The sequence below is a fragment of the Dyadobacter sp. CECT 9275 genome, from assembly GCF_907164905.1.
In the GTDB taxonomy this organism is placed as follows: domain Bacteria; phylum Bacteroidota; class Bacteroidia; order Cytophagales; family Spirosomataceae; genus Dyadobacter; species Dyadobacter helix.
Genome location: NZ_CAJRAF010000001.1, coordinates 1,926,923 through 1,952,037 on the forward strand (window position 1 = coordinate 1,926,923; position 25,115 = coordinate 1,952,037).

At 43.6% G+C, this 25,115-nt stretch carries 25 protein-coding genes and 1 pseudogene; 19 read left to right on the forward strand and 7 right to left on the reverse strand.

Features of this window, described 5'->3' with window-relative positions:
• Positions 1–122 precede the first annotated feature (122 nt).
• From KOE27_RS07975 to KOE27_RS07985, 3 genes are all read right to left on the reverse strand, one after another.
• Complete coding sequence (locus KOE27_RS07975) at positions 123–2,018, reverse strand: OmpA family protein (RefSeq protein WP_215238276.1); 1,896 nt, start codon at positions 2,016–2,018, stop codon at positions 123–125.
• The gene (locus KOE27_RS07980) at positions 2,018–2,599 is read right to left on the reverse strand and encodes a 7-carboxy-7-deazaguanine synthase QueE (protein WP_215238421.1); all 582 of its coding nucleotides are present in this window, start codon (positions 2,597–2,599) and stop codon (positions 2,018–2,020) included. Before KOE27_RS07980 ends, KOE27_RS07975 begins: the two co-directional genes overlap by 1 nt.
• Positions 2,600–2,805: 206 nt before the next feature.
• Positions 2,806–3,510 (reverse strand): hypothetical protein, encoded by a 705-nt coding sequence (locus KOE27_RS07985; protein ID WP_215238277.1) that lies wholly within the window; start codon positions 3,508–3,510, stop codon positions 2,806–2,808.
• A 183-nt stretch (positions 3,511–3,693) separates the two neighbouring features.
• Between KOE27_RS07985 and mnmE the strand changes: the two genes are divergently transcribed.
• Positions 3,694–5,061, forward strand: a complete 1,368-nt coding sequence (gene mnmE / locus KOE27_RS07990) for a tRNA uridine-5-carboxymethylaminomethyl(34) synthesis GTPase MnmE (protein ID WP_215238278.1) — start codon at positions 3,694–3,696, stop codon at positions 5,059–5,061.
• Between the two features lie 476 nt (positions 5,062–5,537).
• Positions 5,538–5,918, forward strand: coding sequence for a hypothetical protein (locus tag KOE27_RS07995; RefSeq protein ID WP_215238279.1), 381 nt, complete (start codon positions 5,538–5,540; stop codon positions 5,916–5,918).
• Positions 5,919–6,445: 527 nt separating this feature from the next.
• On the opposite strand, the gene KOE27_RS08000 is transcribed toward KOE27_RS07995, so the two are convergent.
• Positions 6,446–7,576 (reverse strand): Gfo/Idh/MocA family protein, encoded by a 1,131-nt coding sequence (locus tag KOE27_RS08000; protein WP_215238280.1) that lies wholly within the window; start codon positions 7,574–7,576, stop codon positions 6,446–6,448.
• A gap of 139 nt (positions 7,577–7,715) precedes the next feature.
• Between KOE27_RS08000 and KOE27_RS08005 the strand changes: the two genes are divergently transcribed.
• Complete coding sequence (locus tag KOE27_RS08005; protein WP_215238281.1) at positions 7,716–8,081, forward strand: winged helix-turn-helix transcriptional regulator; 366 nt, start codon at positions 7,716–7,718, stop codon at positions 8,079–8,081.
• A gap of 280 nt (positions 8,082–8,361) precedes the next feature.
• Positions 8,362–9,045 carry a condensation domain-containing protein gene (locus tag KOE27_RS29590; protein WP_229252683.1) on the forward strand — a complete coding sequence of 228 codons (684 nt, stop codon included), beginning with the start codon at positions 8,362–8,364 and terminating at the stop codon, positions 9,043–9,045.
• A gap of 539 nt (positions 9,046–9,584) precedes the next feature.
• Here the strand turns inward: KOE27_RS29590 and KOE27_RS08015 are convergent.
• Positions 9,585–9,866, reverse strand: a complete 282-nt coding sequence (locus KOE27_RS08015) for a winged helix-turn-helix transcriptional regulator (RefSeq protein ID WP_229252684.1) — start codon at positions 9,864–9,866, stop codon at positions 9,585–9,587.
• A 200-nt stretch (positions 9,867–10,066) separates the two neighbouring features.
• Here KOE27_RS08015 and KOE27_RS08020 point away from each other — a divergent pair, with 200 nt between their 5' ends.
• From KOE27_RS08020 to KOE27_RS08040, 5 genes are all read left to right on the forward strand, one after another.
• Positions 10,067–10,855, forward strand: a complete 789-nt coding sequence (locus tag KOE27_RS08020) for an SDR family oxidoreductase (protein ID WP_215238282.1) — start codon at positions 10,067–10,069, stop codon at positions 10,853–10,855.
• 66 nt (positions 10,856–10,921) lie between these two features.
• Positions 10,922–11,245 carry a nuclear transport factor 2 family protein gene (locus KOE27_RS08025; RefSeq protein ID WP_215238283.1) on the forward strand — a complete coding sequence of 108 codons (324 nt, stop codon included), beginning with the start codon at positions 10,922–10,924 and terminating at the stop codon, positions 11,243–11,245.
• A gap of 93 nt (positions 11,246–11,338) precedes the next feature.
• Positions 11,339–12,268 carry a hypothetical protein gene (locus tag KOE27_RS08030; RefSeq protein WP_229252685.1) on the forward strand — a complete coding sequence of 310 codons (930 nt, stop codon included), beginning with the start codon at positions 11,339–11,341 and terminating at the stop codon, positions 12,266–12,268.
• 148 nt (positions 12,269–12,416) lie between these two features.
• Positions 12,417–13,322, forward strand: coding sequence for an alpha/beta fold hydrolase (locus tag KOE27_RS08035; protein ID WP_215238284.1), 906 nt, complete (start codon positions 12,417–12,419; stop codon positions 13,320–13,322).
• A 99-nt stretch (positions 13,323–13,421) separates the two neighbouring features.
• Positions 13,422–14,276: a helix-turn-helix domain-containing protein gene (locus tag KOE27_RS08040; RefSeq protein WP_215238285.1), complete on the forward strand. Its 855-nt coding sequence runs from the start codon at positions 13,422–13,424 to the stop codon at positions 14,274–14,276.
• On the opposite strand, the gene KOE27_RS08045 is transcribed toward KOE27_RS08040, so the two are convergent.
• Positions 14,273–14,692, reverse strand: coding sequence for a winged helix-turn-helix transcriptional regulator (locus KOE27_RS08045; protein ID WP_229252686.1), 420 nt, complete (start codon positions 14,690–14,692; stop codon positions 14,273–14,275). The genes KOE27_RS08040 and KOE27_RS08045 overlap by 4 nt on opposite strands.
• A 223-nt stretch (positions 14,693–14,915) precedes the next feature.
• Between KOE27_RS08045 and KOE27_RS08050 the strand changes: the two genes are divergently transcribed.
• The 3 genes and pseudogenes from KOE27_RS08050 to KOE27_RS08060 all read left to right on the forward strand — a co-directional run bounded on the left by KOE27_RS08050 (position 14,916) and on the right by KOE27_RS08060 (position 17,553).
• The gene (locus tag KOE27_RS08050; protein WP_215238286.1) at positions 14,916–15,449 is read left to right on the forward strand and encodes a YceI family protein; all 534 of its coding nucleotides are present in this window, start codon (positions 14,916–14,918) and stop codon (positions 15,447–15,449) included.
• A 330-nt stretch (positions 15,450–15,779) separates the two neighbouring features.
• Positions 15,780–16,918, forward strand: a pseudogene (locus tag KOE27_RS08055) (IS3 family transposase).
• A complete protein-coding gene (locus KOE27_RS08060) occupies positions 16,867–17,553 on the forward strand; it encodes a type I restriction enzyme endonuclease domain-containing protein (protein WP_229252687.1) in 687 nt (228 codons plus the stop codon). The pseudogene KOE27_RS08055 and the gene KOE27_RS08060 overlap by 52 nt, the downstream one beginning before the upstream one ends.
• A 40-nt stretch (positions 17,554–17,593) precedes the next feature.
• On the opposite strand, the gene rhuM is transcribed toward KOE27_RS08060, so the two are convergent.
• On the reverse strand, positions 17,594–18,565 hold the full coding sequence (gene rhuM / locus KOE27_RS08065; protein WP_215238287.1) for a virulence protein RhuM/Fic/DOC family protein: 972 nt from the start codon (positions 18,563–18,565) through the stop codon (positions 17,594–17,596).
• A 364-nt stretch (positions 18,566–18,929) separates the two neighbouring features.
• Between rhuM and KOE27_RS08070 the strand changes: the two genes are divergently transcribed.
• The 7 genes from KOE27_RS08070 (at position 18,930) to KOE27_RS08100 (ending at position 25,107) form a co-directional block, all read left to right on the forward strand.
• Positions 18,930–19,355, forward strand: coding sequence for a nucleotidyltransferase substrate binding protein (locus KOE27_RS08070; RefSeq protein WP_215238288.1), 426 nt, complete (start codon positions 18,930–18,932; stop codon positions 19,353–19,355).
• A gap of 1 nt (position 19,356) precedes the next feature.
• Complete coding sequence (locus KOE27_RS08075; RefSeq protein WP_215238289.1) at positions 19,357–19,695, forward strand: nucleotidyltransferase domain-containing protein; 339 nt, start codon at positions 19,357–19,359, stop codon at positions 19,693–19,695.
• A gap of 212 nt (positions 19,696–19,907) precedes the next feature.
• On the forward strand, positions 19,908–21,047 hold the full coding sequence (locus KOE27_RS08080) for an ATP-binding protein (RefSeq protein ID WP_215238290.1): 1,140 nt from the start codon (positions 19,908–19,910) through the stop codon (positions 21,045–21,047).
• A gap of 383 nt (positions 21,048–21,430) precedes the next feature.
• Positions 21,431–22,966, forward strand: coding sequence for a class I SAM-dependent DNA methyltransferase (locus tag KOE27_RS08085; protein WP_215238291.1), 1,536 nt, complete (start codon positions 21,431–21,433; stop codon positions 22,964–22,966).
• An 11-nt stretch (positions 22,967–22,977) separates the two neighbouring features.
• The gene (locus KOE27_RS08090) at positions 22,978–23,256 is read left to right on the forward strand and encodes a hypothetical protein (RefSeq protein ID WP_215238292.1); all 279 of its coding nucleotides are present in this window, start codon (positions 22,978–22,980) and stop codon (positions 23,254–23,256) included.
• On the forward strand, positions 23,240–23,650 hold the full coding sequence (locus KOE27_RS08095) for a nucleotidyltransferase substrate binding protein (protein WP_229252688.1): 411 nt from the start codon (positions 23,240–23,242) through the stop codon (positions 23,648–23,650). The genes KOE27_RS08090 and KOE27_RS08095 overlap by 17 nt, the downstream gene beginning before the upstream one ends.
• A complete protein-coding gene (locus KOE27_RS08100) occupies positions 23,650–25,107 on the forward strand; it encodes a restriction endonuclease subunit S (RefSeq protein WP_215238294.1) in 1,458 nt (485 codons plus the stop codon). The genes KOE27_RS08095 and KOE27_RS08100 overlap by 1 nt, the downstream gene beginning before the upstream one ends.
• The last annotated feature ends 8 nt before the right edge of the window (positions 25,108–25,115 follow it).

Here is a 25,115-nt window from a genome sequence, read left to right on the forward strand (position 1 = left end):
GGAAGTCTGCGCCACCTTTACCTGAATAGTGTGGGGGTATCTTATATTAACACCATTTCACCGATGAGTGAACATAAGTTGGGGTACAAAAGTGCGAAATTTCCTTCCGTTATCCAAGTTTCTTAAAGGATGCGCCACTCAATCCGCCTGTTTTTCTGCCTGTTTTCTTCCGAATTATTTGGTACTGCTGGTACAGTTTTACCATAACCTTTTGCCAGAAGCCGATCGGGCGAAATTCCTGAATTTTTAAGAAAATTGGTTACCGATATGGCGCGCTGCCGGGAGAGTTCCAGATTAGCGGCGTCTGCCCCTACGTCATCGGTATGTCCGGCAATTTCTATCCGGACTGTTTTGTTTTCGGAGAGGAAACCAGCGAGCCGGTTCAGCTCCACTTTTGATTTTTCGTCCAGTTCATAAGAGCCAGTCCGGAAGAAAATGTTGTGCAGCACTTCCACCCGATTTTTCTCTATACTTTCCAGAGGTATTTCCAGATTAACGGTGGATGCAGAGTCGCGCACACTGAAGGATAAACTTTTAAAAAGGTACCCCTCCGCAGAAACATAAAAGGCGTAATCGCTTCCCTGGTTCAGTACCGCCAGGAAACTTCCGGTTTTAGGGTCAGCCTGGTAGGTACCTACCTTGTTTTGTGTCTGCAGATCGAACAGGTCTATATGCCCGGTAACGGGTTCTGATGTTTTTTTATCGATAATTTTTCCCTTGGCGTACCGGGTCGGGATAATCATCTCTCTTAATTTTCGGGGAAGTTCAAAAGTGAAAAGCATGGGTTTCCCATTGCGGGTACTTTCGTCGGTATAATAGGCCCGGATGCCATCAGAAGCGATGAACATTCCCACCTGGTCTGTTACGGTGTTAATGGGATATCCGATATTGACAGGGGCCGCCCAGGTGGTATCCGATAACCGGGAGATAAAAAGGTCAAAGCCACCCATGCCGGGAAAACCATTCGAAGAGAAGAACAGCGTGCGGTTGTTGGCATGAATGAAGGGGGCCACTTCTTCTTCCGGAGAATTGATAGCCATTCCCGCATTTTTAGGTTCATCCCATTCTCCTGTTGCATTGACGCGAGCTACCCAGATATCTTTCTTGCCGTATCCGCCGCGGCGGTCGGAAGCAAAGTACAATACCTGCCCGTCGGCCGAAAGGGAAGGTTGAGACTCCCAGTCGCGGCTGTTGATGACGCCCCCCATATTCACCGGCGTCGACCAGTCGTTTCCTTCCTTGCGGGTAATGTAAAGGTCGCAGCTGCCGTAGCCATCTTCCCGGTTGCAGGCCGTAAATACGAGCGTTCGTCCATCGGCGGAAATGGAACAGGTACCTTCGTTGTTGGCCGAATTGATGGTTTTCGAGATTTGTTCGGGAACATCCCAGTGTTTCTCAATACGGTGCGTTATGTATATGTTCTCGTCACGTTCGGATGTTAGCCCCGTAAAGATCAGCGTTTCGTTATCAGCCGTTAACACCGGAAAGTATTGGGAGCTCAGAAAATTCACGGTATCTCCCAGCGAGTATTTTTTGATGTCAAGAGGTGTTTTTACCGCCTCTTTCGCGAATTTACAGGAGGCTATCAGTTTTTCTGTGAGCCGGTTAAGGCTGGATTTCGGAGGGAAAAGCGGCAATGCTTTTTCAAAGTAATACTGGGCTGAGTCGTACCGTTCTGCCTGAAAATGAGCCCGTCCCAGCCATTGGTAACCGGCAGCAGACTGCGGGTCTGCCGGACGTATGACAATTAATCTCTGGAAATATTTTTTGGAAAGATCCGCGTTGCGCTGCAGTTCCGAGATCTGTGCCATGCGAAGATTACTTTCGTAATGTCCGGGGTCTGTTTCCAGTACCTTTTCATAGAGGCTGGCCGCCTCATGCAACTGCCTTGCCTGCCAGGCCTTTTGTGCTTTTTCGTAAAGATCCCTCGCCTTACGGGAAGAGGGTAAATCCTGGCCCTGAAGAGAACATATCGAAAGCCAGAAAAGGAGAATCAGACTAGCAAACTGACGGTACATTACGGAATATTCATATACTTATGGGTTTGTAACGACATTTTCCATTTTGGATTGTCTTTGATGTAGTCAATTATCAAAGGCAGCATCTGTTCGTGTTTACTCCATTCGGGTTGCAAAAGAAGAGTGCAGTCTTCCTTTACCAGTGCAGCATGTTCCTCAGCAAAATCGAAATCGCTTTTGTTGTAAATAATCGCTTTTAGCTCATTCGCATTTTGGTAAATATCGGGATGCGGTGTTTTGAATTTTTTGGGGGAAAAGCACACCCAATCCCAATGGCCTGTGAATGGGTAAACCCCCGATGTTTCGATGTTGGTTTTGAATCCTTCGGCTTTCAGCTGCGTTGTAAGTGCATCGAGATTGTACATCAACGGTTCGCCTCCGGTAATCACGGCAAGCCTTCCGGGATATTCCAAAGCACCCTGCACAATGGTTTCGATAGAGGTTTTGGGATGGATATCAGCATCCCATGACTCTTTTACATCGCACCAGTGGCAACCTACCTCACAGCCTCCGAGACGAATGAAATAGGCTGCCTTCCCGCTGTGCTGGCCTTCGCCCTGTAGCGTGTAAAAGGCCTCCATAAGTGGAAGCTGGTGGGTGATAATGGGTAGTGTTTCGTGAAGCAAAGTGGCCAAGGCAGAATATCAGAAGTTTTTAAAAATTATCCAAAGATAGCTGGTAACAAAAAATATCGGTAAATAATTTTACAATGGGGGCTAACACCTGGCCAAAACAAAATTTGAACAAATAAGATAGAGCTCACAGCTCTTTGACAGTAGCGGAATGCTTAGAGCGATTGAGAATATTCCAGAAGTTTGATCAAGTCCTGCTCATTCGAGAAGCTGACATTATTTTCAGCCAAATAGCGGTCGATCTCTTTCCTGTGCCGGGGGAATATTTTAATCAGATTGGCCCTGGAAGCGGGGCGAAAGCGGTCATTTTGATCCATCAAAAAGTAGCTTGTCGCTTTTTTCAGATATACTACGCCTGCGGTTTTTAACGGTTGAAAATATCCTTTTAAATTTTCCACAGTTGAGTAGGAAGTAATGTTTCCGTCTGAAAAAATCCTGCCATATCCGGGATAATTGTCGGTGTCGCTCACAATCAGTTCTTGTCTTTTGGTGAGTCTTACTTTATTGAAATTCGCAATTTCCAGGAGGTGACCCTGATCAGGCCAATAATAAAACAGCAGATCGTCAATGATGATGCGGCTGATAAGATCGTTGTCGGCCAGACGCAATGTGTCATTTTTAGTGCTGATAAATAGTATTTCCGAATGCGGGAAACTATAATTGAGCATTGCTTCGGTTTTTTTTCCGCTCCTGAAATAAACGGTTCCTTTCCTGAAATTTTCAAGCATAAACCGATCTTTGGCCGGAATTACTTTTGTTATATCGTTATCCCCCTGAACGCGATAAGTATTTTTGAAACTTTGTGCCAACAAATGTGTGCTGACTAACAGGTAAACTGGAAGGAGAAAATATACTTTCATGACCGGAAGGGTGTAGAGTAGCAAATGGTGACCTGAAAATACAACTAATTGATGGTAAAAGTTACTTTTTGGTGCATTTTGAATGCGGAATTTAAGCAATCAATAAGTGTCACTTGCCGATAGCTAATTTATTAGCACCATCTCTTGTTCAGATTATCGGATACTGAATACGATATTTGCAGTATGAATAATTTTTCAATCCATCAGCAGGAAGTGATTTGTGCTCTTGCAACGCCCTCAGGAGTGGGGGCGATTGCCATTATCCGGGTGTCCGGATCAGGAAGTATTGCACTTGTCAATGCCATTTTTAAGGGAAAAAACCTTGAAACGGCGGAGAGCCATACCGTACATTTTGGCACGATATATAACAAATCGGACATCGTAGATGAGGTATTGGTGACGGTTTTCAAAACACCCAGATCCTTTACAAAAGAAGATTCCGTCGAGATTTCGTGCCATGGTTCGGATTACATCATCCGGCAGATCATGAAGTTGTTGATTCAGAAAGGGGCCAGGATTGCCAAGCCAGGTGAATTTACCCAGCGGGCGTTTTTGAATGGCCAGTTCGATCTGGTACAGGCAGAAGCGGTGGCCGACCTCATTGCGGCCGATTCCGAAGCGAGCCATAAAACAGCATTAAACCAGCTGAGGGGCGGGTTTTCTAAAAAACTCGCGTCGTTACGAACGGAACTTATCCATTTCGCTTCGCTGATCGAACTGGAACTGGACTTTGGCGAAGAGGATGTGGAGTTTGCCGAACGCGATGACCTGCGGCAACTGATCACCTCATTGCAGGAAACCATTGCGCCGCTGATCGAATCCTTTGACTATGGAAATGCCATCAAGGAAGGTATTCCTGTGGCGATTATCGGGTCACCCAATGTTGGGAAGTCCACTTTGCTGAATGCGTTGCTGAATGAAGAAAAGGCCATTGTCACCAGCGTCGCTGGTACCACCCGCGATGTGATCGAGGATACCATCGTCCTCGACGGACTCAAATTCCGTTTCATCGACACTGCGGGCATCCGTGAAACGACCGACCTGGTGGAATCCATCGGCATTGAAAGATCCAAGGCGGCTATGGAAAAGGCCGATATCGTGATTTTCCTTTTTGACAGCGCCGAAACTTTGGCTGAAAACAGAGCCCTGGCAGCGTTGCTTCCGACCGGGAAACAGGTACTTTTTGTTTTAAATAAAACAGACATCAATCCGGAACTTTACGCGCGTCTGTCCGCAGATGATACTGATATTGTCCCTATTTCCGCCCATACGCAGCAAAACCTGCCGGCCCTGACCGGAAAGCTTGTTTCACTGGTTCACGGGCAAGCCGCCGCCGATACGGTTGTCACCAACCTCAGGCATTACGAGCATCTGGTGAAAACGTTTGATTCACTTGCCGATGTTCTGAACGGTTTATCCCTGGGCGTAACCGGCGATTTCCTTGCCCAGGACATCCGGCTGGCCCTGCATCATCTGGGCGAAATCACCGGCACGATCGTGACGGATGATTTGCTGGATAATATTTTTAGCAAGTTTTGTATCGGGAAGTAGGAGCGCAAAGTAACTGCAAATAATAGTATATAAACGGTTGAAAATTAGACTTTTAGTTAAGATTTTCAACCGTTTCTTTTTGGTCATTTGCTGGTATTTTGATTATATTTGTCCCCTATGTAAGCTTCCCATTTTTAGAACACTGTAGGCTTAGACTACTTTTGGTTTGTAACAGTCGATTCTTTTTCTTTTATCGCTTCCTCTGTTAGGAGAATACGTTTTTGATTTGGGTTTAATCCGTAAGACTATCCAAGAGCAACATACAAGAATATGGGACTGATTTGCGTCCAGGGATTAGGATGATAATACAGTTATGATAACCTCCAAAAACTTTGCGCGCTCTTGGGTGTTGGTATTGAGCCCAAGAGTTTGCACTTCACTGGTTTTTATGCTCAGGGCGACGCTTTTGTTTCAGTGCTAAGTTTGATATTGCTGGGCTTATAGGAGGGGTCAGAAAACGGGCTTGGATAGCGCTGATGCCTGAATCAGAACTGGAATTGCGAGTGCCGGATATTTCTCCCCGTGTGTTTTTACTGATCAAAAAAGCAGGTATTGATATTTCAGCAAAGATTCAGGCTCACAGCAACGGCATTCAATCCGGGATAAATTGGAATTATAAATCCTGCAAAAATCTTTCCAACATCGATAACGCCTTTCCTGATCTGGAAATCTGGTTTCAAAAGACAGCAAAAACGCTTAATGATTATTTATATAAGAGCCTGCAAAATGAGTATCAGTTTGTGATCTCCGAGCAAAGCCAAGCTGAAACAATTACCGAAAATGAATATCGTTTTACAATAGACCGTGAACCCGCGTTTTATTTAAAGCCACTAGTCCAATCAGGCGTTAATTTATAACATTTTCAGAAATCAAAATACGATTGCCATGCAAATTAAATATATCAAGGATCAGAAGATAATGGTCAAACAGGCAGCCCTATTCAAACAATACAGGCATCAGTCTTTCTTGAGAGATATCTGACAAGGCTTTACATAGTGATTCTTAAGTGTGCCGGCTTAACTTTTACAGCAAACTAAAATCGGGGTGAGTCTGAAAAATCGCGCCCTGCGGCCGCTGCCGCAGGGCGGTTAATCGGTAGAAGCCTTATGGACAGCGGCCTTATCAGGGCCGCACGCATAAGGCTTATCGTTTCTTGTTAAAGGAGCAGTGTTTGTAAAAGTACTGCAAACGTCTCGTATGCTTTTCGATAGCATTAAAGCCAGAAAACTGTATAGTCGCTTTTAAACCTATCAAAACACAGGGGCAATTTTTTACTATTCATATCTAGAAATATCAAAATAGGCCTCTTCGATTTAAAAGCAACGGCAGTAGCAACCAAAGAAGCAAAAATTGTGGGTCAGCTAATCAGAGAATATCGTTGGTATTATACGTCAGGCAGATTTCTGCTATGCGTTGATGGAATTACCCATTGCTTTCGGGAGGAAGAAAAACGAATGTCATCAATCAGCTTATGCAGAATAACCGCATCGTCAAATGAAGGGGCTGAGTTAGTCCCATGTAAAATGTCGCTTGCGATTCTGTTGTACATTTCTCTAACATTTGTATGAGGTCCAAAGGATTCCTCTTTATTATCAATATTGATCAGCTCTGGCTCCTGGCTTGACGGAGTATAATGGCTGATTGTAAAATCTGCCATCTGGGTGTGCCCGGTCTGGGCTTTAAGGACAATTTTCCCCTTCGACCCTTCTATCTCCCAAATAATAGCATCACCATTTACAGAATTAGCGCCCTGATAATTAATTGAAAATGGAGCTTCCTTATTTAGGTTTCCAATTACCGAGATGAAATCGGGAGCGTCAGCATCTATAAACTTGCCGGTGTCAAGTGCTTTAACTTTTGGGTATCGTGTGTGCACTATTGCGGACAAATCCCTGATATCTCCCAAAACATCACAGACTGCCGCAAGTGTATGAGCAAAAGGAATGGTCAACAGATCAGCACCATTCTGCTTTTTTCGTAAATACTCCTCATTTTTTGTGTCGGTGATTGTATCACCCCAGGGAGCTGCCCAACCTCGTATGCTGCTCGACAGGATAGAGCCGATAAAATCATTTTTAATCAGATCAGCCGTTTTACGTATGGCCACAGAAACACGGGCCTGCGTTCCAGTAACAGCAATTACTGATCTTTCATGCGCCATTGCAGCTAATTCTTCTACTTCTGCCAGCGAGCGCCCGAGTGGCCACTCGCAATAGACATGCTTCCCATGCGAGAGTATGGTCTTGATCGCATCGTAGTGCAACGGGACCCGGACTGTTACTACAATCAAATCAATTTCCTCAGATGAAGCCATTTCTTCAATACTGCCGAAAGCCAATGGAATCCGGCAGGCTTCGGCAGCAGCGCGCGAACTCTCCAGACTGGAATTCACGACACCCACTATTTCATATTGGTCAGTCAATTGACCAAGAGCGGGCAGATGCGCAACGGCAGCCCAACTCCTGCCCGCTTGCAGGCCAACAATTCCAACCCTTATTTTTGAACGATTTTGCATTTTTGCTTTTTGTTTACAAAGTTCACATCAGTAACTAGGGCAGTCAATAAGAGGGAATATATTCCTACGGGGATAATTTTGTCCCCTATATGCCTGTTGTGAATCTATGCTTATTTTTGTAATTAAGACAAAAAAGAAGATGTACGAAAAAAAAATGCCCCTGCCGCTCGAATGTGGCCTGGCGATGACAAAAGAAATACTGGGTGGCAAGTGGAAACCAAATTTATTACTGGCTATATCAATAGGGATCAACCGCCCAAGCCAGTTACACCGCGAGATTCCACAGTCAACCAAGCGGGTTTTAAATCTGCAGTTGAAGGAACTGGAAGAATTCGAAATGATTGAAAAGAAAATTTATCATCAGCTACCACCCAAGGTAGAATATCGCCTTACCGAGCGCGGAGAAACACTGATGCCTATATTAAGACAAATGAACGAATGGGGGGATAACAATCGCTCATTTATCAAGAGTGTTATCCTGAAAAGATCAAAAGCACTGGATTAACCATTTGGCTGCCTGGCCCACCAGGAAAAATTCGTAATGCGCCAAATCCCTTTTTTCTCTTAAATTCCAATAAGGTTTGGGCGGGTAAGACAATTTTTTATGACATTGACAAATTCGACAGTCAAGTCAAGTAAGCTGATATTGGTGAAGTAAGCATTGGCAAAATGTACCTGTGTCATCAACTTTTGTCCATTCTTTCCCATATTTCAACCTGTCAATTTTGCATTCAGTTTAAGGGACGCAATTCAAAACCGCCCCTGTCATCTTAACTCAATGCAAAATGAAAGGACAACAGAACCGCACATTAGGTGCATTCGAAAAAGCGTTTTGGCTTCTGGACCAAATTGACTCCAAAGACTTCGCCCTGGCCGCGGACATTTCCGGTACACAGCCCGTTGAAAAATGGAGTAAGGCCGTCGACATGGCACAACAACGCCATCCAAACCTTTCTGTGAGCGTTGTGCCGGATGAACTTTCCCGGCCCACATTGCAGCATGTAAACAACCTGCACATTCCACTGCGTGTGGTGCATGCAGAGCCGGATTACCGCTGGGAGCAGGAAGTTGAAAAGGAACTTTCTGTAAGATTTAATACCGAAGAAGGCCCGCTATTAAGAGTTGTTTTGGTACAAAAAACAGATAGCATCGTTTTGATCCTGTCTGCAAACCACACTGTGGCAGATGGAACATCTTTAAGCTATTTGACGCGGGACATTTTACTGGCCGTCACTGGAAACGAACTTGAACTCATGGAGGCACAGGTGTTTAACGACGAAACGCTTTGGTTGCCGGAAGACCTGCCAACAGAGATGGTAAAACAGGTGCCAAAGCTGAAAATGAAGACGGATATTGTTAATCCATTGGTTTCCTCGCACCGCTTTTCTGAAAGCACAACGCACATATTGTTGAACGTGCGCGACAAGAAAACACAAGCGTACACGGCGCCATTTGTGCGACCGTTTTAATAGCGTCGAGGAATCTGCGGCCAGAATGGGACGATACAAGAATGGAATTGGTTTCACCCATTTGAACCAGAGGGGCCCTGAATCTGGACGATAATTTTGGGTTGAACATTACTACCCATTCTGTGTTTTTTGAAAACCAGCGGTATTTATCTTTCTGGGATTTGGCAAGACTAGCAAAAGCAGGGCTCGCCGGGACCAGTTCCGTTGAATATACAACAGGTTATTTGTCTTTTTTCCGGGACATTGTTTTTGGCACAATGATATGCAGCAAATGCTGGATGCACTAAAACAGGCATTTAATCATCACATTATGGTTGCCAATCTGGTCAGAGTCAGATATAGTACCGATTTCGGTTCATTGAAACTGAAAGCACTGTATGGCCCAATGGTGCGTTCGGGCAAAGGAATGGAACAGACGATCGGGGCATTAACGACCAACGGCTCGCTCTGCCTCACTAATACGAGCGACACACCAATTCCCGGCTTACTTGCAGAAATAGAGCATATTTTGGCAAAGGCATGCCAGGGAAATTTGGTTACTAAGGCTGAATGTTCTTTTCGATCAGCGTCCGTAAACGCTGATCATGCTCGTCGCCCCACTGCCCGATGGCGCCTATGACAGGAATGAGCGACTTTCCGAATTCGGTAAGGAAATACTCGACTTTGGGCGGGACTACGGGGTAGATGATTTTTTCAACGAGTTCGTGATTCTCGAGTTCTTTTAATTGCACATTCAACACCCGGCTGGACGCTCCCGGAATTTTTCGTTGCAGCTCGCTGGGGCGTTGAAAGCCTTCGATGATAAACCACAAAAGCCGCATTTTCCATACAGCACTTCACCAATCAGGTCGAGCCCCGCAATTCAGGTTGGGCATTGTCTTTCTTTCGTACATCATGCAAATATAAACATATGCTCGCATCGGTTTAATAGGGATAAATTTATCCCTATCTGAATCGTATTTCCCTACTTGTCAGAAAGTAGCATTGTGCTGAAATTTGTCCTGAACAAATCAACACGGTTATGGAATTTAATTTTGAAAACGAATTGAAAGATAAAATTGCCCTGGTAACCGGAGGCAGTAAAGGCGCTGGAAAAGCCATCGCCGATCGCCTTCTAAAAGCAGGCGCAACGGTAATCATTACGGCGAGAAACAAGCCGGAAGAAGAAAATGAAAACACCCATTTCATAGCGGCAGATTTAAGCAAACCGGAAGGAACGCAAAAAGTAGTAGATGAAATACTTCAAAAATTCGGTCGTCTGGATATTTTAATTAACAATTTATGCGGCTCAGAAACACCCGGAGGTGGTTTTGCGGTACTTTCTGATGAAGATTGGGAATCGTCGTTTCAAACCAATCTTTTAGCGCCCGTCCGGTTAGACCGCGGCTTTTTACCCGGAATGATCAGCCAGGGCAATGGGGTTATTATCCACATTGCATCTATTCAGGCTAAATTGCCATTATACGATTCCACTTTGCTTTACGCAGCGGCAAAAGCAGCTTTGGTGAATTATAGCAAAAGCTTATCAAATGAAGTGGCGCCTAAAGGTGTGCGCGTACTCACCGTATCGCCAGGCTGGATCATGACCATCGCATCGGCCAGAATGATGGAGCGTATCGCTGAGAGCTCAGGCGGCAGCGTTGAACAGGCGGCCAGCGGCGTTATGGATGCCCTTGGGGGCATTCCTTTCGGCAGAGCTGCCTGGCCACAGGAAGTTGCAGAACTTGTCGGCTTCCTCGTATCACCCAGGGCTGCCTACCTCACCGGCACTGAATACGTAATCGACGGCGGCACCATTCCCACGCTTTAAGGCAGCATTTACAATCTGATATCAAAACAAAAACACTTTTTTTTATCAACATCAACATTCATAATCATGAAACTTCCAGAAAATATAGCCGGCTTTATTAAGGCGCAAAACGACTTAGACAGCACAGCATTTGCCAATTACTTTACAGCACAAGCAACCGTTTCCGACGAAGGAGCGTCCTATTCGGGTAGAGAGGAAATTAAGCAGTGGATACAAGCGGCGACTGAAAAGTATAACATGCAGTTGACGCCCATTGATTTTACACAAACCGGCTCAAAACGAAAACTTACGGTAGAAGTAAGCGGCAGATTTCCGGCTAGTCCAATCGTGATGAATTATCACCTTGAGCTGGACGGTTCTTCTATCAGTTCGTTGAAGATTACGGATTAAAAGTTTAGTATTCAAATTCGCAGGAATGCTTTGACTCAACCTGTAAACGGCATTCCTGCGAATACTTTTTTAGCTCCAATATTGAAAATATTTATGACCAGAAAATTGCAGTTTAAATTGTCGATTGCAGCTTTTATGGTGCTGTGTTTTTCAACTTTTACATTTGCACAAAAGTTGAATTCCTCTCTTCAAAAAGATCCTTCTCAACGAATTCAAATTGCACCTGAAAGCGTTTTTAAAAGTTTCCGGGAGGCTGGAATGAAACCGGTTAACCATACGTTGACTCCAGCTGAAAAAGAGAAAGTAAATAAAGCTTTTGCGTATTTGACACCACTGCATCAGCGCATTTTGAAACAACATCTGCAAAGCATCAGCTTCATGGATAACATGCCGAACACGGCATTAACCTCACCTGTTGATTCTGTCGACGGATCGAAAATGTTCAACATTACTTTCCGGGCAAGCTTACTGGACGAGAACATTTCGCAATGGGCCACATGGAAAGAAAATACTTGTTTCATTCAGGAAACTGATTCCAGTTATAAGGTGCGCGTCGAAGCAGGCAAGCTGGACGGGATCATTTATGTGCTGTTGCACGAGGCCACACACATTATCGATGTGGTCACAAACATTACCCCGCATCAGAACGAACCAAACGCAGCTGTAAAATCGACCGCGTTTACAAAAGACATCTGGCGTCTGATGAATCTGCCTTCTGATCCATACATCAATTCTCTGCTGGAACAAACCCGTTTCCGGAGCGGAAAACCAGTACCGATCAGCCTGGCGCCTGATGTTTATAGCCGGCTCTCGAAAACGCCGTTTCCTTCTTTATACGCAATGACGGCGTGGTCTGAGGATATCGCCGAGCTTGCAACCATTTATCACCTGACGACCAAGCTAAATCAGCCATTTTATATTGTCGTTATCAAAAACAATGTGGAGCTGGCGCGGTTTGAACCCATGAAAAATGTGCTGGTCAGGCAGCGATTGGATCAACTTTCGACCTTTTACAAGCCATAATTTCACCTGTCGGGAAAAATGTACAAGGAGCATTGCCTTTTATCCATTCTTCCGGGCCGTTTCAACTGCCACCTTTGTAATGTCAAAACGAAACGACAATCTACTAACGGTTAGCAGATTAACTTAAAAATTCAAACTTACTACTCAGATGAAAACCATTGCCTTGACCATCGCATTCCTATTCACTTTTATCCAAAGTCAATTCCTTTTCGCACAAACACGCAAGCCCGCATCACTGGGAAGAGAAGAATACATTGAAGTTGAGAAAAATGTAAAACTGCAGGTGATTGACCTCGGCGAAGGACAGCCCGTTGTCCTCATCCACGGATGGCCGCTGAACAATGAGATGTACGAATATCAATACCAATATCTGGTGGAGAAAGGGTTCAGGGTCATCGGCATTTCCCTCCGCGGTTTTGGAAAATCAGACAGACCTTACGGAAAATATGACTTCGATACTTTCTCCGACGACATCAAAGTGGTTTTGGAAAAATTGAAAATCGAAAACGCAACTCTGGGCGGATTTTCAATGGGAAGTGCGGTAACATTGCACTTTATTACCAAATATAATGGCGCTCATATCAAAAAGTTAGCCGTATTCGGCGCAACCGGCCCGTCATGGAAACAACGTGAAGGCCATCCTTACGGCATCACGGATCAGGGCGCAACGGACCTTATCAAACAAACCAAAACCAATCGGGAGCAACTCGTAGCAGGCTTTGGAAAAGCATTTGAAGGACAGGAAGGCGGACTTTCACCGGAATCCATCAAATGGCTGGAAAGCATTAATCTGAATGCATCACCTTACGCTACTACTCAGGCCATTACAGCATTAGGTGACCTGGATCTTCGTCCTGTGCTTGGGAAAATCAAAATGCCAGTAGCGATATTCCACGGCATAAACGACAAATTGTGTGACTTCGCTCAGGCAGAACAGCTCAACAAAGCCATCAAAGGTTCTTACATTGTAAAATTTGAAAAAGGCGGTCACGGGTTTTTTATTGAAGAGATGGATAAATTCAACTCCGAACTTGAAAAATTTGCAAGAAACTAAATAAATGATTTCACCTGTGAAGCAAATCAAAGCTTCACAGGTTTTTTTATATATTTTGAAACAAAAAGGAATCCTGCAATTTAAAAAGCGTTTACAGCCATGAGTACAACCATTTTCGACAACAATTTAAAGATACTTGGATTGCTGCATGTAAGCCAGCAGCAAATGGACTTGATCAATGGGCCTGCTTATAAGGAATATATCAAGATTCTGTATCTGCCCGCTGGCTACAAACTGAGAGTGGATTTTGCCTCTTACGACACACAGCGACCCACATTGTTTTTTGTCAGTCCTAATCAATTTCTTGAATTAGAAACAACTGGTGAGCAAAGCGGTTATTTCATTTTCTACAACCGCGATTTTTACTGTATTCAGATTCATGATCAGGAAGTTGCTTGTGATGGGCTGTTGTTTAATAACATCCGGAATATGCCTAAAGTGGAGCTTTCGGAAACTGAAAACACTTTCCTCGGAGGCCTATTCATGGAAATGATACAGGAATTCAATCTCAATGACAGTTCCCTGGAAGAAATGGTCAGGACGTATCTCAAACAATTGCTCATTCGCGCGACACGCTCATGGAAAAGGCAACATTTGACCAATGATGTGACTGATCAGCAAAGTGACCTGGAATTTTTTCGCAAATTTACCCGACTCGTGGAAGAGCATTATAAATACAAACACGCCGTCGCCGATTACGCGGATTTTCTATGCATGGCACCGAAAACGATCACACACAAATTCAACCGCATGCGACTGCCGCAGCCTAATGAGGTGATTAAAAACCGCATTATCCTGGAAGCGAAACGCCTGTTAGTTCATACTTCGTTAACAGCAAAAGAAATTGCCTACGAACTCGGTTATAATGACCCAGCATATTTTAGTAGGCTGTTTCAGACGAAAACTGGTGAATCTCCATCGGGTTTCCGGGCTAACTTTTCGAGTTCGTTTTAAACTTCTTCGTCTTGCAGCGCGAACTCTGGATCCTTGTGATGTACTCCAATGATCCGTTCCCTGTGTTTCATCCCGAAAACTCTCAGGGACTCAATGACCTCATCAAGGCAGCTGCTGTATTCGGTGAGTTCATAAATGACTGACACCGGTACAGTGTTGAACACTTCACGCTTCACGAATTCATTTTGCTCCAACTCCCTCAGTTCTTTAGACAATACCCTCGGTGTGATGTCTTTCAATGCACGCTGTATCTCCTTGAACCGTTTGGGTCCCTCTGACAGTGCCACAATTAGCGGCAATTTCCATTTTCCGTTCAATACGTACAGTGCGTCCCGAACTGCTCCAATACTTTGATTGCATGTTTCGATGGTGTGAATCGGTTTTTTCATTCCCATTTGTTGGTCTATGATATACAAAAGGATACCGGTATCCTTTTGTATACTGATATATTTTACATAGTAAATGTATCTAATTTTGACCTGCCAAGCAAGTACCTCTAGGGGCAGAAAAGTCGATCAACCACTGAGAAACCAGAGGGTTGAGTGGTTAACGTTTAAAAATCGTAAAACTGCTGAAAACGCTTTCAAACAGGGGGTACGAGCAAAGATAAGTTAAATGAAATAACTAATTTTTTAAAACATGTCAAAGATCAATTGGAGTGTAGATGCATTACATTCAGAAGTGCAGTTTAAGGTAAAACACCTTGTTATTTCAACGGTGACGGGGTCATTCAAGTCGTTCAGCGGCAGCGCTGTTACAGAAGGAGATCAGTTTGAAAATGCTCAGATCGCATTTACGATTGATGTCAACAGTGTTGATACAGGCCAGCCGGGACGAGATGAGCATTTGAAAAACACAGACTTTTTTGAAGTTGAAACTTATCCTCAGTTTACATTTGCCTCCACCTCTTTTACCAAAATAAAAGGAGATTTATTTAAGTTAATCGGTAACCTGACCATCAAAGGCGTAACCAAAGAGATTGAATTAGAAGCCGAGTATGGCGGAACCCAAAGGGATCCATGGGGCAATACAAAAGTTGGATTTGAGGTGAACGGAACCATTGACCGGAAGGACTTCAATGTAACCTTTAACTCACTGACTGAAACCGGCGGATTAGCACTGGGTGAAAAAATCAAAATTGTTGCAAACATTCAACTTGCAAAAGAGGCGTAGTACAGTGAGTAAGGCGTATCGTCATTTGAGCGGTACGCTATTATCTTTTGTAGCAAATTGCTTTTAGGGGCTATTACAAAGCCAGTACTAAAGGTTATGATGTTTTAGCCAGGACTTTATTTGAGAGGATAGATAATTACCTGATCACTTTCAACTAAAATCATCCTCCCTAAAATATTAGGATGAAAGTGATGCCAAGTTAACTAAACATCTAATTCAAATTTTTTAGAATCCGTGCTTTTTTATCTAGCAATGATGATTTTATGTGTGGATAGTGTCCCATAATCGCAGACAGTTTGAAATTAGAGAATATCACTTAATTTTAGACTGATGAAAAAGACCAAATTCACCGAAACGCAGATCGTTTCGATCCTTAAACAACAGGAAGCGGGTATCCCAACTAAGGAGATTTGTCGACAGCATGGCATTTCCGAAGCTACTTTTTACAATTGGAAAAGCCGGTATGGTGGGATGGAAGCCTCTGACGTCAAACGCCTGAAAGATCTGGAAGAAGAGAACTCTCGCTTGAAGAAGATGTTTGCCGACCTAAGCCTAGACAATCAAATCCTGAAAGAATTTTTCGCAAAAAAGGGCTGGGCTCTGCCACAAAAAGGGAATTGACGGAAGAGATTGTTAAGGAATACAATATCGCTGTGAGCAGAGCCTGTAAAATCGTTGACCTTGTTCGTTCTCAATACTATTACAGCAGTAAAAAGGATGATTCTGAGGTGATTGAGTCGCTTCAAGACTTAGCCTTCAAACCGCATCGGCGGTCCGAATCCCTCATATGGCTTCAGGAAGCTCTTTGCCTACCTGCGTAGATCTGGTAAGCCGTGGAATCATAAGCGAGTCCGCCGCATTTATCAAGTTTTGAAGCAGAGTAAGCGGCGAAAGGGGAAGCGGCGATTACCTGACCGCATTAAACAACCGCTGGTTCAGCCTGCGCAGGTGAATGATACCTGGAGCGTTGACTTCATGAGTGACAGCATGGTGGGCAATCGTAAATTCCGGACGTTCAATGTAATCGACGATGGTTCTAGGGAAGCCTTGGCCATCGAAGTTGATACCTCGCTATCCTCAAAGAGAATTACCAGGGTTCTGGAAAGGATCGGGCTGAGCAAAGGCTTTCCAAAAGCCATTAGGTCGGACAACGGACCGCGCGGCGGCCGCCAGAATTCACATCTAAGGATTTCGCAATTTGGTGTGCAGCTAGGAATATCGAAACTCGGTTTATCCAACCAGGAAAACCCACGCAGAACGGGTTCATTGAACGGTTTAATCGGCTTTACAGAGAAGCAATATTGGACGCCTATTTATTTTTCGACCTTGACCAGGTCAGACAATTAACAGCGGAGTGGATCGAAGAGTACAACCAGCGAAGACCTCATGAAGGACTCGGTAATATGACGCCCTTTGAATGGAAGAACTTGCTGCTGAAAAAAGAAATACAACAACAATTGGCTGTCTGAAAAACGGGGTACATACAGAAGAAATCTTCAAATTGGGAGACGAGGGAGAAACCGAGCAAGATATTTTTGATGAAGATTACCTCGCTAAGATTGACAAAATCAAGCTTCCGAATACCAAAATAAAATTACTCCAGCAGCTGCTTGCGAAGGTCATTGAGGAAATCAAAAAGGTAAATAAGGTAAAAGGCGTTGACTTCACCAGAAAGATGCAATCTCTGATTGATCGCTATAATCAGCGAGACGAAAATGATGTATTGCGGAGTGAGGTATATGAAGAAATGGCGGAAGCGCTGACAAACCTGATCTGGGAAGCACACAAAGAATTTTCTGCAGGCGATGAGCTAGGCATCGACTTCGAAGAAAAAGCCTTTTACGATATCTTAAAGGAGCTCTGTGTAAAATACGATTTTCGATATCCGGATGAAAAAATGGTTGATCTGGCAAAGGCTGTGAAGGAACTGGTAGATGGACAAGCTAAATTCCCGGATTGGAACAAAAGGGATGACATAAAATCGGCTTTGAAGGTCGGATTGATTCTGTTGCTGGACGAGTTCGGTTACCCGCCTGTTGAAAGGGACGAGGTTTATGTGGAGATTTTCGAGCAGGCTGAGAATTTTAAGAAGAATAGGGCGTAGGAGTAGTTTGGGTAATTTAGAATTAGTAAGTAGAGATTTTTCACTGATTCCGATTTAGCACACTAATAATCAATTTCTTTACCGTATCCATCTCATCTGGCTTACTGGCAGCGGCAAAAAGCGTCAAACTTGCAAGCGCCTCATTGCTAATGAGCAGATTTCCGTCTTTTGATTTTAACAAATCATTCACTTCCAGAAAAAGTAAAAAACAGGCCGCTGCGATTCGCTTATTGCCGTCCACAAAGGAATGATTCTTAATGATCAGATATAGTAGGGTGGCCGCCTTTTCTTCGATGGAAGGATAAAAGTCAATATCGTCGAAACCTTTGGTTATTTGGGCAATGGATCCTTTGAAACTGTCATCTTTTTCTTTTCCGAATACAGATGAATCGGAATCGCTTCTCATGGCTTCGATCACATTTTGATAGTCTGGCAATTTCGGGTATTTTGCCGGATGCGTGTTTCTGCCTTTCTGATCAAGATTTTCATGATCATAGTCATCTAACAGTTCAAGACCTTTTGCAAATTGGTCAAGCCATTCGACATCGGTGTCTCCAATTTTCGTTTCAATGGCTCTGCTTAGGATACGAATTCCATCTTTCAGTGTTTGGACCTGCTGTTGTTTTTGGGCTAACCGCTTCTCGTTGATGGCGTAGCCCTGTATTAGATAGTCTTTTAGTCGCTGCGTCGCCCAAATCCGGAAACTCGTAGCTTTATTAGAATTTACCCTGTAACCGACTGACAGGATCATGTCCAGGTTATAAACGTCCACTTGTCTAACGACCTGCCGTTTGCCTTCTGTTTGAACTATTTCCATTTTGGAAATAGTTGCCTCCGATTTAAGCTCTCCGTCATTCAAGATATTCTTGACGTGCTTGTTAATCGCTGGAACCTCTGTACCAAATAAAGAGGCAATCTGTTTTTGACTTAACCAAATGGTTTCGTCCCTAACAATTACCTCAATATGGCTTTGTCCGTTGTTGCTCTGATAAATTTCTATTTGATTCTCCATGCTTAGATTGCTTCGAAGTTAGCGAAAAGCTGATAAATGAAAAGGAACTAATAAAAATGAGGTATTTTTGAGAGGGCAATGCTAAGAATAAATTTTTTTGATGTTGAAAACGGCAGATTTTAGTGCCAATTCGGACGAAATATGAGGTAATACTTTTAACATCTATTATCTTCACCTGGTTGTTACTTGTACCGTTTTTGTATTTTATATAAGGTAAGTAATTGTTTATCAGACTAAAATACATATTGTATCGGGAGATAATGCTTACATAAATTCGGACCATGGACGGGTTAAATTTAAATGTTTCGCAATTGCCAAGGTACGGCATGAAGCTATGCTGAGACCAGTTTCAAAATTTGAACCGATGATGAAAATAGATACAACTTATTTGGAGAGATGTATTGCCGCCTTGGAAAGAGCATATTCTTTACTCATCAAGTCGGAAGTAGATACGATTGAATATGATATGTTTCGTTCTGCCAGCATTAAAGAATTTGAGATCATTCTGGAGCAGGCGGGGAAATTATTGCGAAAGGCTTTGAAACCTTATTTTCACAGCCCCAAAGAAGTTGATCGCATGGTTTTTAAGAACGTTTTCAGAAACGCCGTGTTAAGGGATTTGATCACGGACGAGCAATGCGAGCGGTGGCTGCAATACCGGGACAACAGAAATAACACGGCGCACGATTACGGGGTGAATTTCGCAAACGAGACACTGGTGTTCTTACCGCAATTTATCAAGGATAGCATGGATCTGTCTGCTGTCCTGAAAAATCAAAATGACCAATAACATGTTGCTAAGAGAAAAGGACAAAAAAGCATTGCTCCACATTTTTCAAGGTACCGAGACACCCATTGAGGTTTGGGCTTACGGTAGTCGCGTCAATGGGAAGGCCCACAGTGGGAGTGATCTGGATCTGGTGGTTCGCACCCGTGACTTAACGCCTCTTTCCATCGATGAATATAACACGCTTTGTGAAAAAATCACCGATAGTAATATACCCATACTGGTCGAACTGCGGGATTGGGGCAGGCTCCCTGCCTCTTTCCATAAAAATATAGAAGCCAATTACGAGGTGTTGTTTTCTTCCATGGAAGGGTCGACGGAGGCTACCGTTGATGTCAGATGATCCAGTTTCGGCGAAACCGATCAGTAAACGGTAAATGAGCACAATTAATAAATTTGGTGACGAGTGGAATAACGGCTGGTCGCAGATGTCCGTGCGTGAAAGTGTTATTTGTAAATTACAGAAATATACTAAATTTGTAATTTGAAAATAACACTTTGGAGGCGCTTTTCACAAAATATCTACCGAAACTACAACGCACGTCAACCAAGTTCATGCGTGACTTCATCCATCAGATCGACTGGGAACGGAATCGATTGATCGGAATTAAAGGTGCGCGTGGCGCTGGAAAGACGACACTCGTAATGCAATACTTAAAGCAAACAGCATTGCCAACCGGCCAGTCTTTATACGTCAGCCTGGACGATCTTTATTTTAGTGCGCATCAACTTTACAATCTAGGCGAGGCGTTTGTCCGGACTGGCGGGCGGCTACTGGTACTGGATGAAGTTCACCGTTATGCCAATTGGTCGCAGGAAATCAAAAACCTTTACGACGACTTTCCTGATTTACGAATCGTATTTACCGGTTCATCCATCATGCACCTGGAACGCAGCAAAGGTGATTTGAGTCGCCGTGCTGTTATGTATCACCTGCATGGACTCTCGTTCCGTGAATTTCTTCAAATCCAACAAATAGCGTCATGGCCTGCAGTGTCTTTGCAAGACCTTTTGAATGATCACACGCAAATAGCGCTGGATCTCACGCAGACAATCAAACCGTTGGCTCACTGGAACGACTATCTGCAATACGGATACTATCCCTACTTTTTGGAGAATAAAGATGTCTACCCACAGAAGCTAACCGAAACAATTCAGCTCAGTTTGGAGCTCGACTTACCGGCAGTTTACGGGATAAGTTATGCTTCTGTTGACAAGCTGAAACAACTGCTCGTCGTGCTGGCTGAAAGTGTTCCCATGAAACCGAACATCAGCAAGCTTAGCGAAACGCTGAATACGAGCCGGGCGCTTGTAGTAGAGTACATGCATTATCTGGAAGAGCTGGGCGTACTGATGTTGTTACACCGGGATAGCTTCGGCATCACCAGATTGCAGAAACCTGAGAAGGTGTATCTAAGTAATCCGAACCTTCAGTTCGCATTGCACCAAAGTCGTCCGGATATTGGAACATTGCGTGAAAGCTTTTTCCTGAGCCAGGTTCAGCCGCTGCATAAAGTTGAGTACACGGAGAAGGGCGACTTTGAACTGGATAGGAAGGTGACCGTTGAAGTGGGAGGGGCGAACAAATCCAGGCAACAGCTCGCAGGTGTTGAGAATGCTTATGTAGCTGCTGATGGGCTTGAAGTGGGGTATGGAGATAAGATTCCGCTCTGGATGTTTGGGATGTTGTATTGATAAAAACTGCCCAATTCTATCCAACTCGACCTAGTTATAATTCTTTCGACCAAATTCAACCATTTTCTACCCGTTTCAGATTTTCTGTGATTTTTCATAGTAGCGAGCTAAGTTTCCCCATGGTCGAAATACTGCTTCGCATCTTTGACCATGGAAAAACGACTTGCCCTTCGGCAGATCATTTGCCGCCTGCTCATGACTTGATAAACCTGAGAAATGTCAAGAATAGTCACAATACAAGGGATTAATGCCTGTTGCCAGTCATTAAAATTCGCTTACTTGCACAATAGTTCGGTCGCCCTTTGTTCTAAATGCTGCGAAGTAGAATCTGACACGCACAGTAGAAAGAATGGTCGGTTACATTTAAGTTTATAAAAAGTAAAATGAGTAACAGAGAATTAGAAAAAACCCTATGGGCAACTGCTGATAAGCTTCGCAGCAATATGGATGCTGCGGAGTATAAGCATGTGGTGTTAGGGTTAATATTTTTGAAATACATTTCTGACGCTTTTAGCGACTTACACCACAAATTGCTGTCAGGAGAAGGAGAATACGAAGGAGCTGATGCAGAAGATCCGGATGAATATGCTGCTAACAATGTCTTTTTTGTGCCCGCAACTGCACGTTGGCAATACATTCAGGATAGGGCCAAGCAGCCTGAAATTGGGAAGTTCATTGACGATGCAATGGACGAGATTGAGAGGATCAACACTAACTTAAAAGGTGTGCTTCCAAAGCTCTATGCCGATCCGGAATTGAACAAAGCACGACTTGGTGAGTTGATTGATCTCATTGGCACAATTGGTTTTAACCAGGCGGGACATGCTGCAAAAGACTTACTGGGGCAGGTATACGAATATTTTCTGGGCCAGTTTGCAGATGCAGAGGGGAAAAAAGGCGGTCAGTTTTACACGCCTGCCAGCATCGTCAAATTGTTGGTCGAAATGCTCGAACCTTATCAGGGGCGCGTGTATGATGGGGCGTGCGGAAGTGGCGGTATGTTTGTGCAGAGTGAGAAGTTTGTATTGGAACACCAGGGCAATATCAAAGACCTGTCCATCTACGGCCAGGAAAGTAACCCCACTACCTTGCGACTGGCCAAAATGAACCTAGCCATTCGTGGTATTGATGCTAAAATCGAACTCGGTGATACGTTTCTGAACGACAAACACAAGGATTTGAAGGCAGACTTTATTCTGGCCAATCCGCCTTTTAATGTCAGTGATTGGAGCGGGGAGCAACTGCGGGATGATGCCCGTTGGAAATATGGTGTGCCACCCACCGGAAATGCGAATTATGCCTGGCTGCAACATTTCTTGAGTAAATTGAGCAATAGTGGGACTGCTGGAATTGTACTTGCCAATGGCAGTATGAACAGTAATACAAGCGGAGAAGGTGAAATTCGCAAAAATATGATCGAGGGTAGTGATATCAAGGGCGGAGTAGTTGACTGCATGGTGAGCTTGCCTGCTCAGCTTTTTTACAACACCATGATACCCGCCTGCCTTTGGTTTCTGGCGAAAAACCGCACAAATGGAAAGTTTAGAAACCGGAGTAACGAAATCCTCTTTATTGATGCGCGGAACCTGGGGGTGATGGTCAATCGCCGGAATAAAGAATTGACCGATGCCGACGTTCAGAAAATCGCACAAACGTATCATAATTGGCGAAATGTCAACGGTAGTTATGAAGATGTAGCTGGTTTTTGCAAAGCGGCAACTATTGAGGAGGTGCGCAACAGTAATTATGTACTGATGCCGGGCCGATACGTGGGCACCGAAGAAGCAGAAGTCGACGGTGTACCTTTTGAAGAAAAGATGCAGGTTCTGACCGCGAAACTTTCCGAGCAATTCGCGCAGGGCGCCGAATTGGAAAAGCAAATCAGGTTGAATTTGGAAAGCATCGGTTTTACGATTTAACGCCAAATGCGATGAATAACAAAGGAGTTGATATTGAAGGACAAGACCGTAAAGCACTGATGTCTTTTGCGACTGCTGGAATGACAGTACATCAACAAATCAAGTTCCAGCTTGAACAAGGGAAGGAGAGAAATCCCTTTAACGATATTGCGGGGCAGTGGCCTGGAAACGAGACAGATGAAGAGTTTGAAGAAATGTTAAGATCAATGACTAATGGCAAAAGACATCAGGTGGATTCAAAGATTCTCCAACTACCAAAAAGCGCTTCGCAAGTTGAATATTGGGATTGAGCGCTTAAAGGCGGAAACTGGCGAAGACGAAGAATCGGATCTGGACGAAGATCTGGAAGAAATTTTGAAAGAAGGCCTTATCAAGAGATTTGAATATACACAGGAGCTTGCCTGGAATGTGATGAAGGACTATTCGGAGTATCAGGGCAATACTTCCATAACAGGTTCGAGAGATGCGATCCGTCAAGCATTTCAGATGGGACTTATTGTTGATGCCAAAGAATGGATGAATATGCTGGTCAGCCGCAATCTTACTTCACATACATACAACAGCGAGACAGCGGAAGCAATACATGACGAAATAACAGATACTTACATTTTTCTGTTTAATGCATTTGAAAAGAAAATGAGCGAGCTGATACACGGCTCACAACTTGGTTTATTTGAGGAGTAATGATACAATACGGATTAGAAGAAGATGAGATTGCCGCAATAAAAAATATACTGGCTCAACATGAAGAAGTGGAGCAGGCTATACTTTATGGTTCAAGAGCAAAAGGAAATTTCAAACCCGCCTCTGATATTGACCTGGTTTTAAAAGGAGAGAAATTAAACATTACCATACTAAATAAAATCGCCAACGAACTGGACGATTTGTTGCTTCCTTACATTTTCGATTTATCTGTTTTTCATCAGATTTCGAATGTGGATTTGTTGGAGCATATCGAGCGGGTAGGACGGGTGCTTTATGCAAAAGTGGCGTTAAAAAATCATAAAATGGAATTTGTTGAATGCACACTGGATGAAATTGCTGAAATACATAATTATAAGAGGGTTCCACTTAATTCCAGAGAACGAGAAAACAAAAAAGGATCATATCCATATTATGGTGCCTCCGGTGTAGTAGATTATATCGATGAGTATATTTTTGACGGAGATTATGTACTAATTTCTGAGGATGGAGAAAACCTTAGGTCAAGAAATACTCCCATTGCGTTTAAGGTAAGTGGGAAGTTTTGGGTTAATAATCATGCGCACATTGTTAAACAAAAGGAGGATTCAATAAACGATTTTATCGTTTATTACTTTAGTCTTCTAGATTTAAACCCGTTTGTTACTGGCGCTGTTCAACCAAAATTGAATAAGGAAAATTTATTAAGTATTCCAATTCGAATTCCCAAGGATAAAACGCAAAGGAATAAGATAGTGTCAATTTTGAAATCTCTTGATGACAAAATAGAACTCAATCGTCAAACCAACCAAACATTAGAAGAAATAGCAAAAACGCTTTTTCATGAAATGTGTGTGTTGAAAGGGGATGAGTTGCCGGAGGGGTGGAGAGTTGGCAAGTTAGTTGACTTCGTTGAGATCAATCCAAAGCTTTCTATTCGGAAAGGTAGCCTAGCCAAATATGTTGAAATGAAAGATCTGTCCGAAAACATATCTTCTATTAAAAATCATGTGTCCAGAGAATATAGTGCAGGAAGTAAGTTTCAAAATGGCGATGTGCTGATGGCGCGCATTACACCGTGTCTAGAAAATGGAAAGACAGGAATTGTAAGTTTGTTAACGGATGAAGAAGTGGGTTGGGGATCCACTGAATTTCTTGTCCTCAGAGGAATAGGAGCCATTGATTCAAGTTTTGTATATTGTCTGGCAAGAAGCAGTTCATTTCGTGAGTACGCTATCAAATCGATGGTCGGATCCTCGGGAAGGCAGAGGGTAGCAGAAGCAACCCTTCTAAATTATCCAATGGCTGTTCCATCAGACGATGTTCTCAATCGCTTTTCTTTGATCACTGAGAACCTATTTAAGCAAATCTATTATAATCACAGTCAGAATTTGTCTCTCGTGGCTTTGAGAAATAGTCTGCTACCAAGATTAATGATCGGCGATATACCTTTTGGATAATTTTACGA

Coding starts and splice junctions, on each gene's coding strand:
- mnmE (WP_215238278.1), top strand. CDS start 3,694: ATGAATAATTTTTCAATCCATCAGCAGGAAGTGATTTGTGCTCTTGCA.
- KOE27_RS08090 (WP_215238292.1), top strand. CDS start 22,978: ATGAATAACAAAGGAGTTGATATTGAAGGACAAGACCGTAAAGCACTG.
- KOE27_RS08030 (WP_229252685.1), top strand. CDS start 11,339: ATGACCAGAAAATTGCAGTTTAAATTGTCGATTGCAGCTTTTATGGTG.
- KOE27_RS08070 (WP_215238288.1), top strand. CDS start 18,930: ATGATGAAAATAGATACAACTTATTTGGAGAGATGTATTGCCGCCTTG.
- KOE27_RS08005 (WP_215238281.1), top strand. CDS start 7,716: ATGTACGAAAAAAAAATGCCCCTGCCGCTCGAATGTGGCCTGGCGATG.
- KOE27_RS08035 (WP_215238284.1), top strand. CDS start 12,417: ATGAAAACCATTGCCTTGACCATCGCATTCCTATTCACTTTTATCCAA.
- KOE27_RS08025 (WP_215238283.1), top strand. CDS start 10,922: ATGAAACTTCCAGAAAATATAGCCGGCTTTATTAAGGCGCAAAACGAC.
- KOE27_RS08000 (WP_215238280.1), bottom strand. CDS start 7,576: ATGCAAAATCGTTCAAAAATAAGGGTTGGAATTGTTGGCCTGCAAGCG.
- KOE27_RS08080 (WP_215238290.1), top strand. CDS start 19,908: ATGCGTGACTTCATCCATCAGATCGACTGGGAACGGAATCGATTGATC.
- KOE27_RS07995 (WP_215238279.1), top strand. CDS start 5,538: ATGCCTGAATCAGAACTGGAATTGCGAGTGCCGGATATTTCTCCCCGT.
- KOE27_RS07975 (WP_215238276.1), bottom strand. CDS start 2,018: ATGTACCGTCAGTTTGCTAGTCTGATTCTCCTTTTCTGGCTTTCGATA.
- KOE27_RS07980 (WP_215238421.1), bottom strand. CDS start 2,599: ATGGAGGCCTTTTACACGCTACAGGGCGAAGGCCAGCACAGCGGGAAG.
- KOE27_RS08015 (WP_229252684.1), bottom strand. CDS start 9,866: ATGCGGCTTTTGTGGTTTATCATCGAAGGCTTTCAACGCCCCAGCGAG.
- KOE27_RS08020 (WP_215238282.1), top strand. CDS start 10,067: ATGGAATTTAATTTTGAAAACGAATTGAAAGATAAAATTGCCCTGGTA.
- KOE27_RS08060 (WP_229252687.1), top strand. CDS start 16,867: ATGGAAGAACTTGCTGCTGAAAAAAGAAATACAACAACAATTGGCTGT.
- KOE27_RS08085 (WP_215238291.1), top strand. CDS start 21,431: ATGAGTAACAGAGAATTAGAAAAAACCCTATGGGCAACTGCTGATAAG.
- rhuM (WP_215238287.1), bottom strand. CDS start 18,565: ATGGAGAATCAAATAGAAATTTATCAGAGCAACAACGGACAAAGCCAT.
- KOE27_RS08100 (WP_215238294.1), top strand. CDS start 23,650: ATGATACAATACGGATTAGAAGAAGATGAGATTGCCGCAATAAAAAAT.
- KOE27_RS29590 (WP_229252683.1), top strand. CDS start 8,362: ATGAAAGGACAACAGAACCGCACATTAGGTGCATTCGAAAAAGCGTTT.
- KOE27_RS08075 (WP_215238289.1), top strand. CDS start 19,357: ATGTTGCTAAGAGAAAAGGACAAAAAAGCATTGCTCCACATTTTTCAA.
- KOE27_RS07985 (WP_215238277.1), bottom strand. CDS start 3,510: ATGAAAGTATATTTTCTCCTTCCAGTTTACCTGTTAGTCAGCACACAT.
- KOE27_RS08040 (WP_215238285.1), top strand. CDS start 13,422: ATGAGTACAACCATTTTCGACAACAATTTAAAGATACTTGGATTGCTG.
- KOE27_RS08050 (WP_215238286.1), top strand. CDS start 14,916: ATGTCAAAGATCAATTGGAGTGTAGATGCATTACATTCAGAAGTGCAG.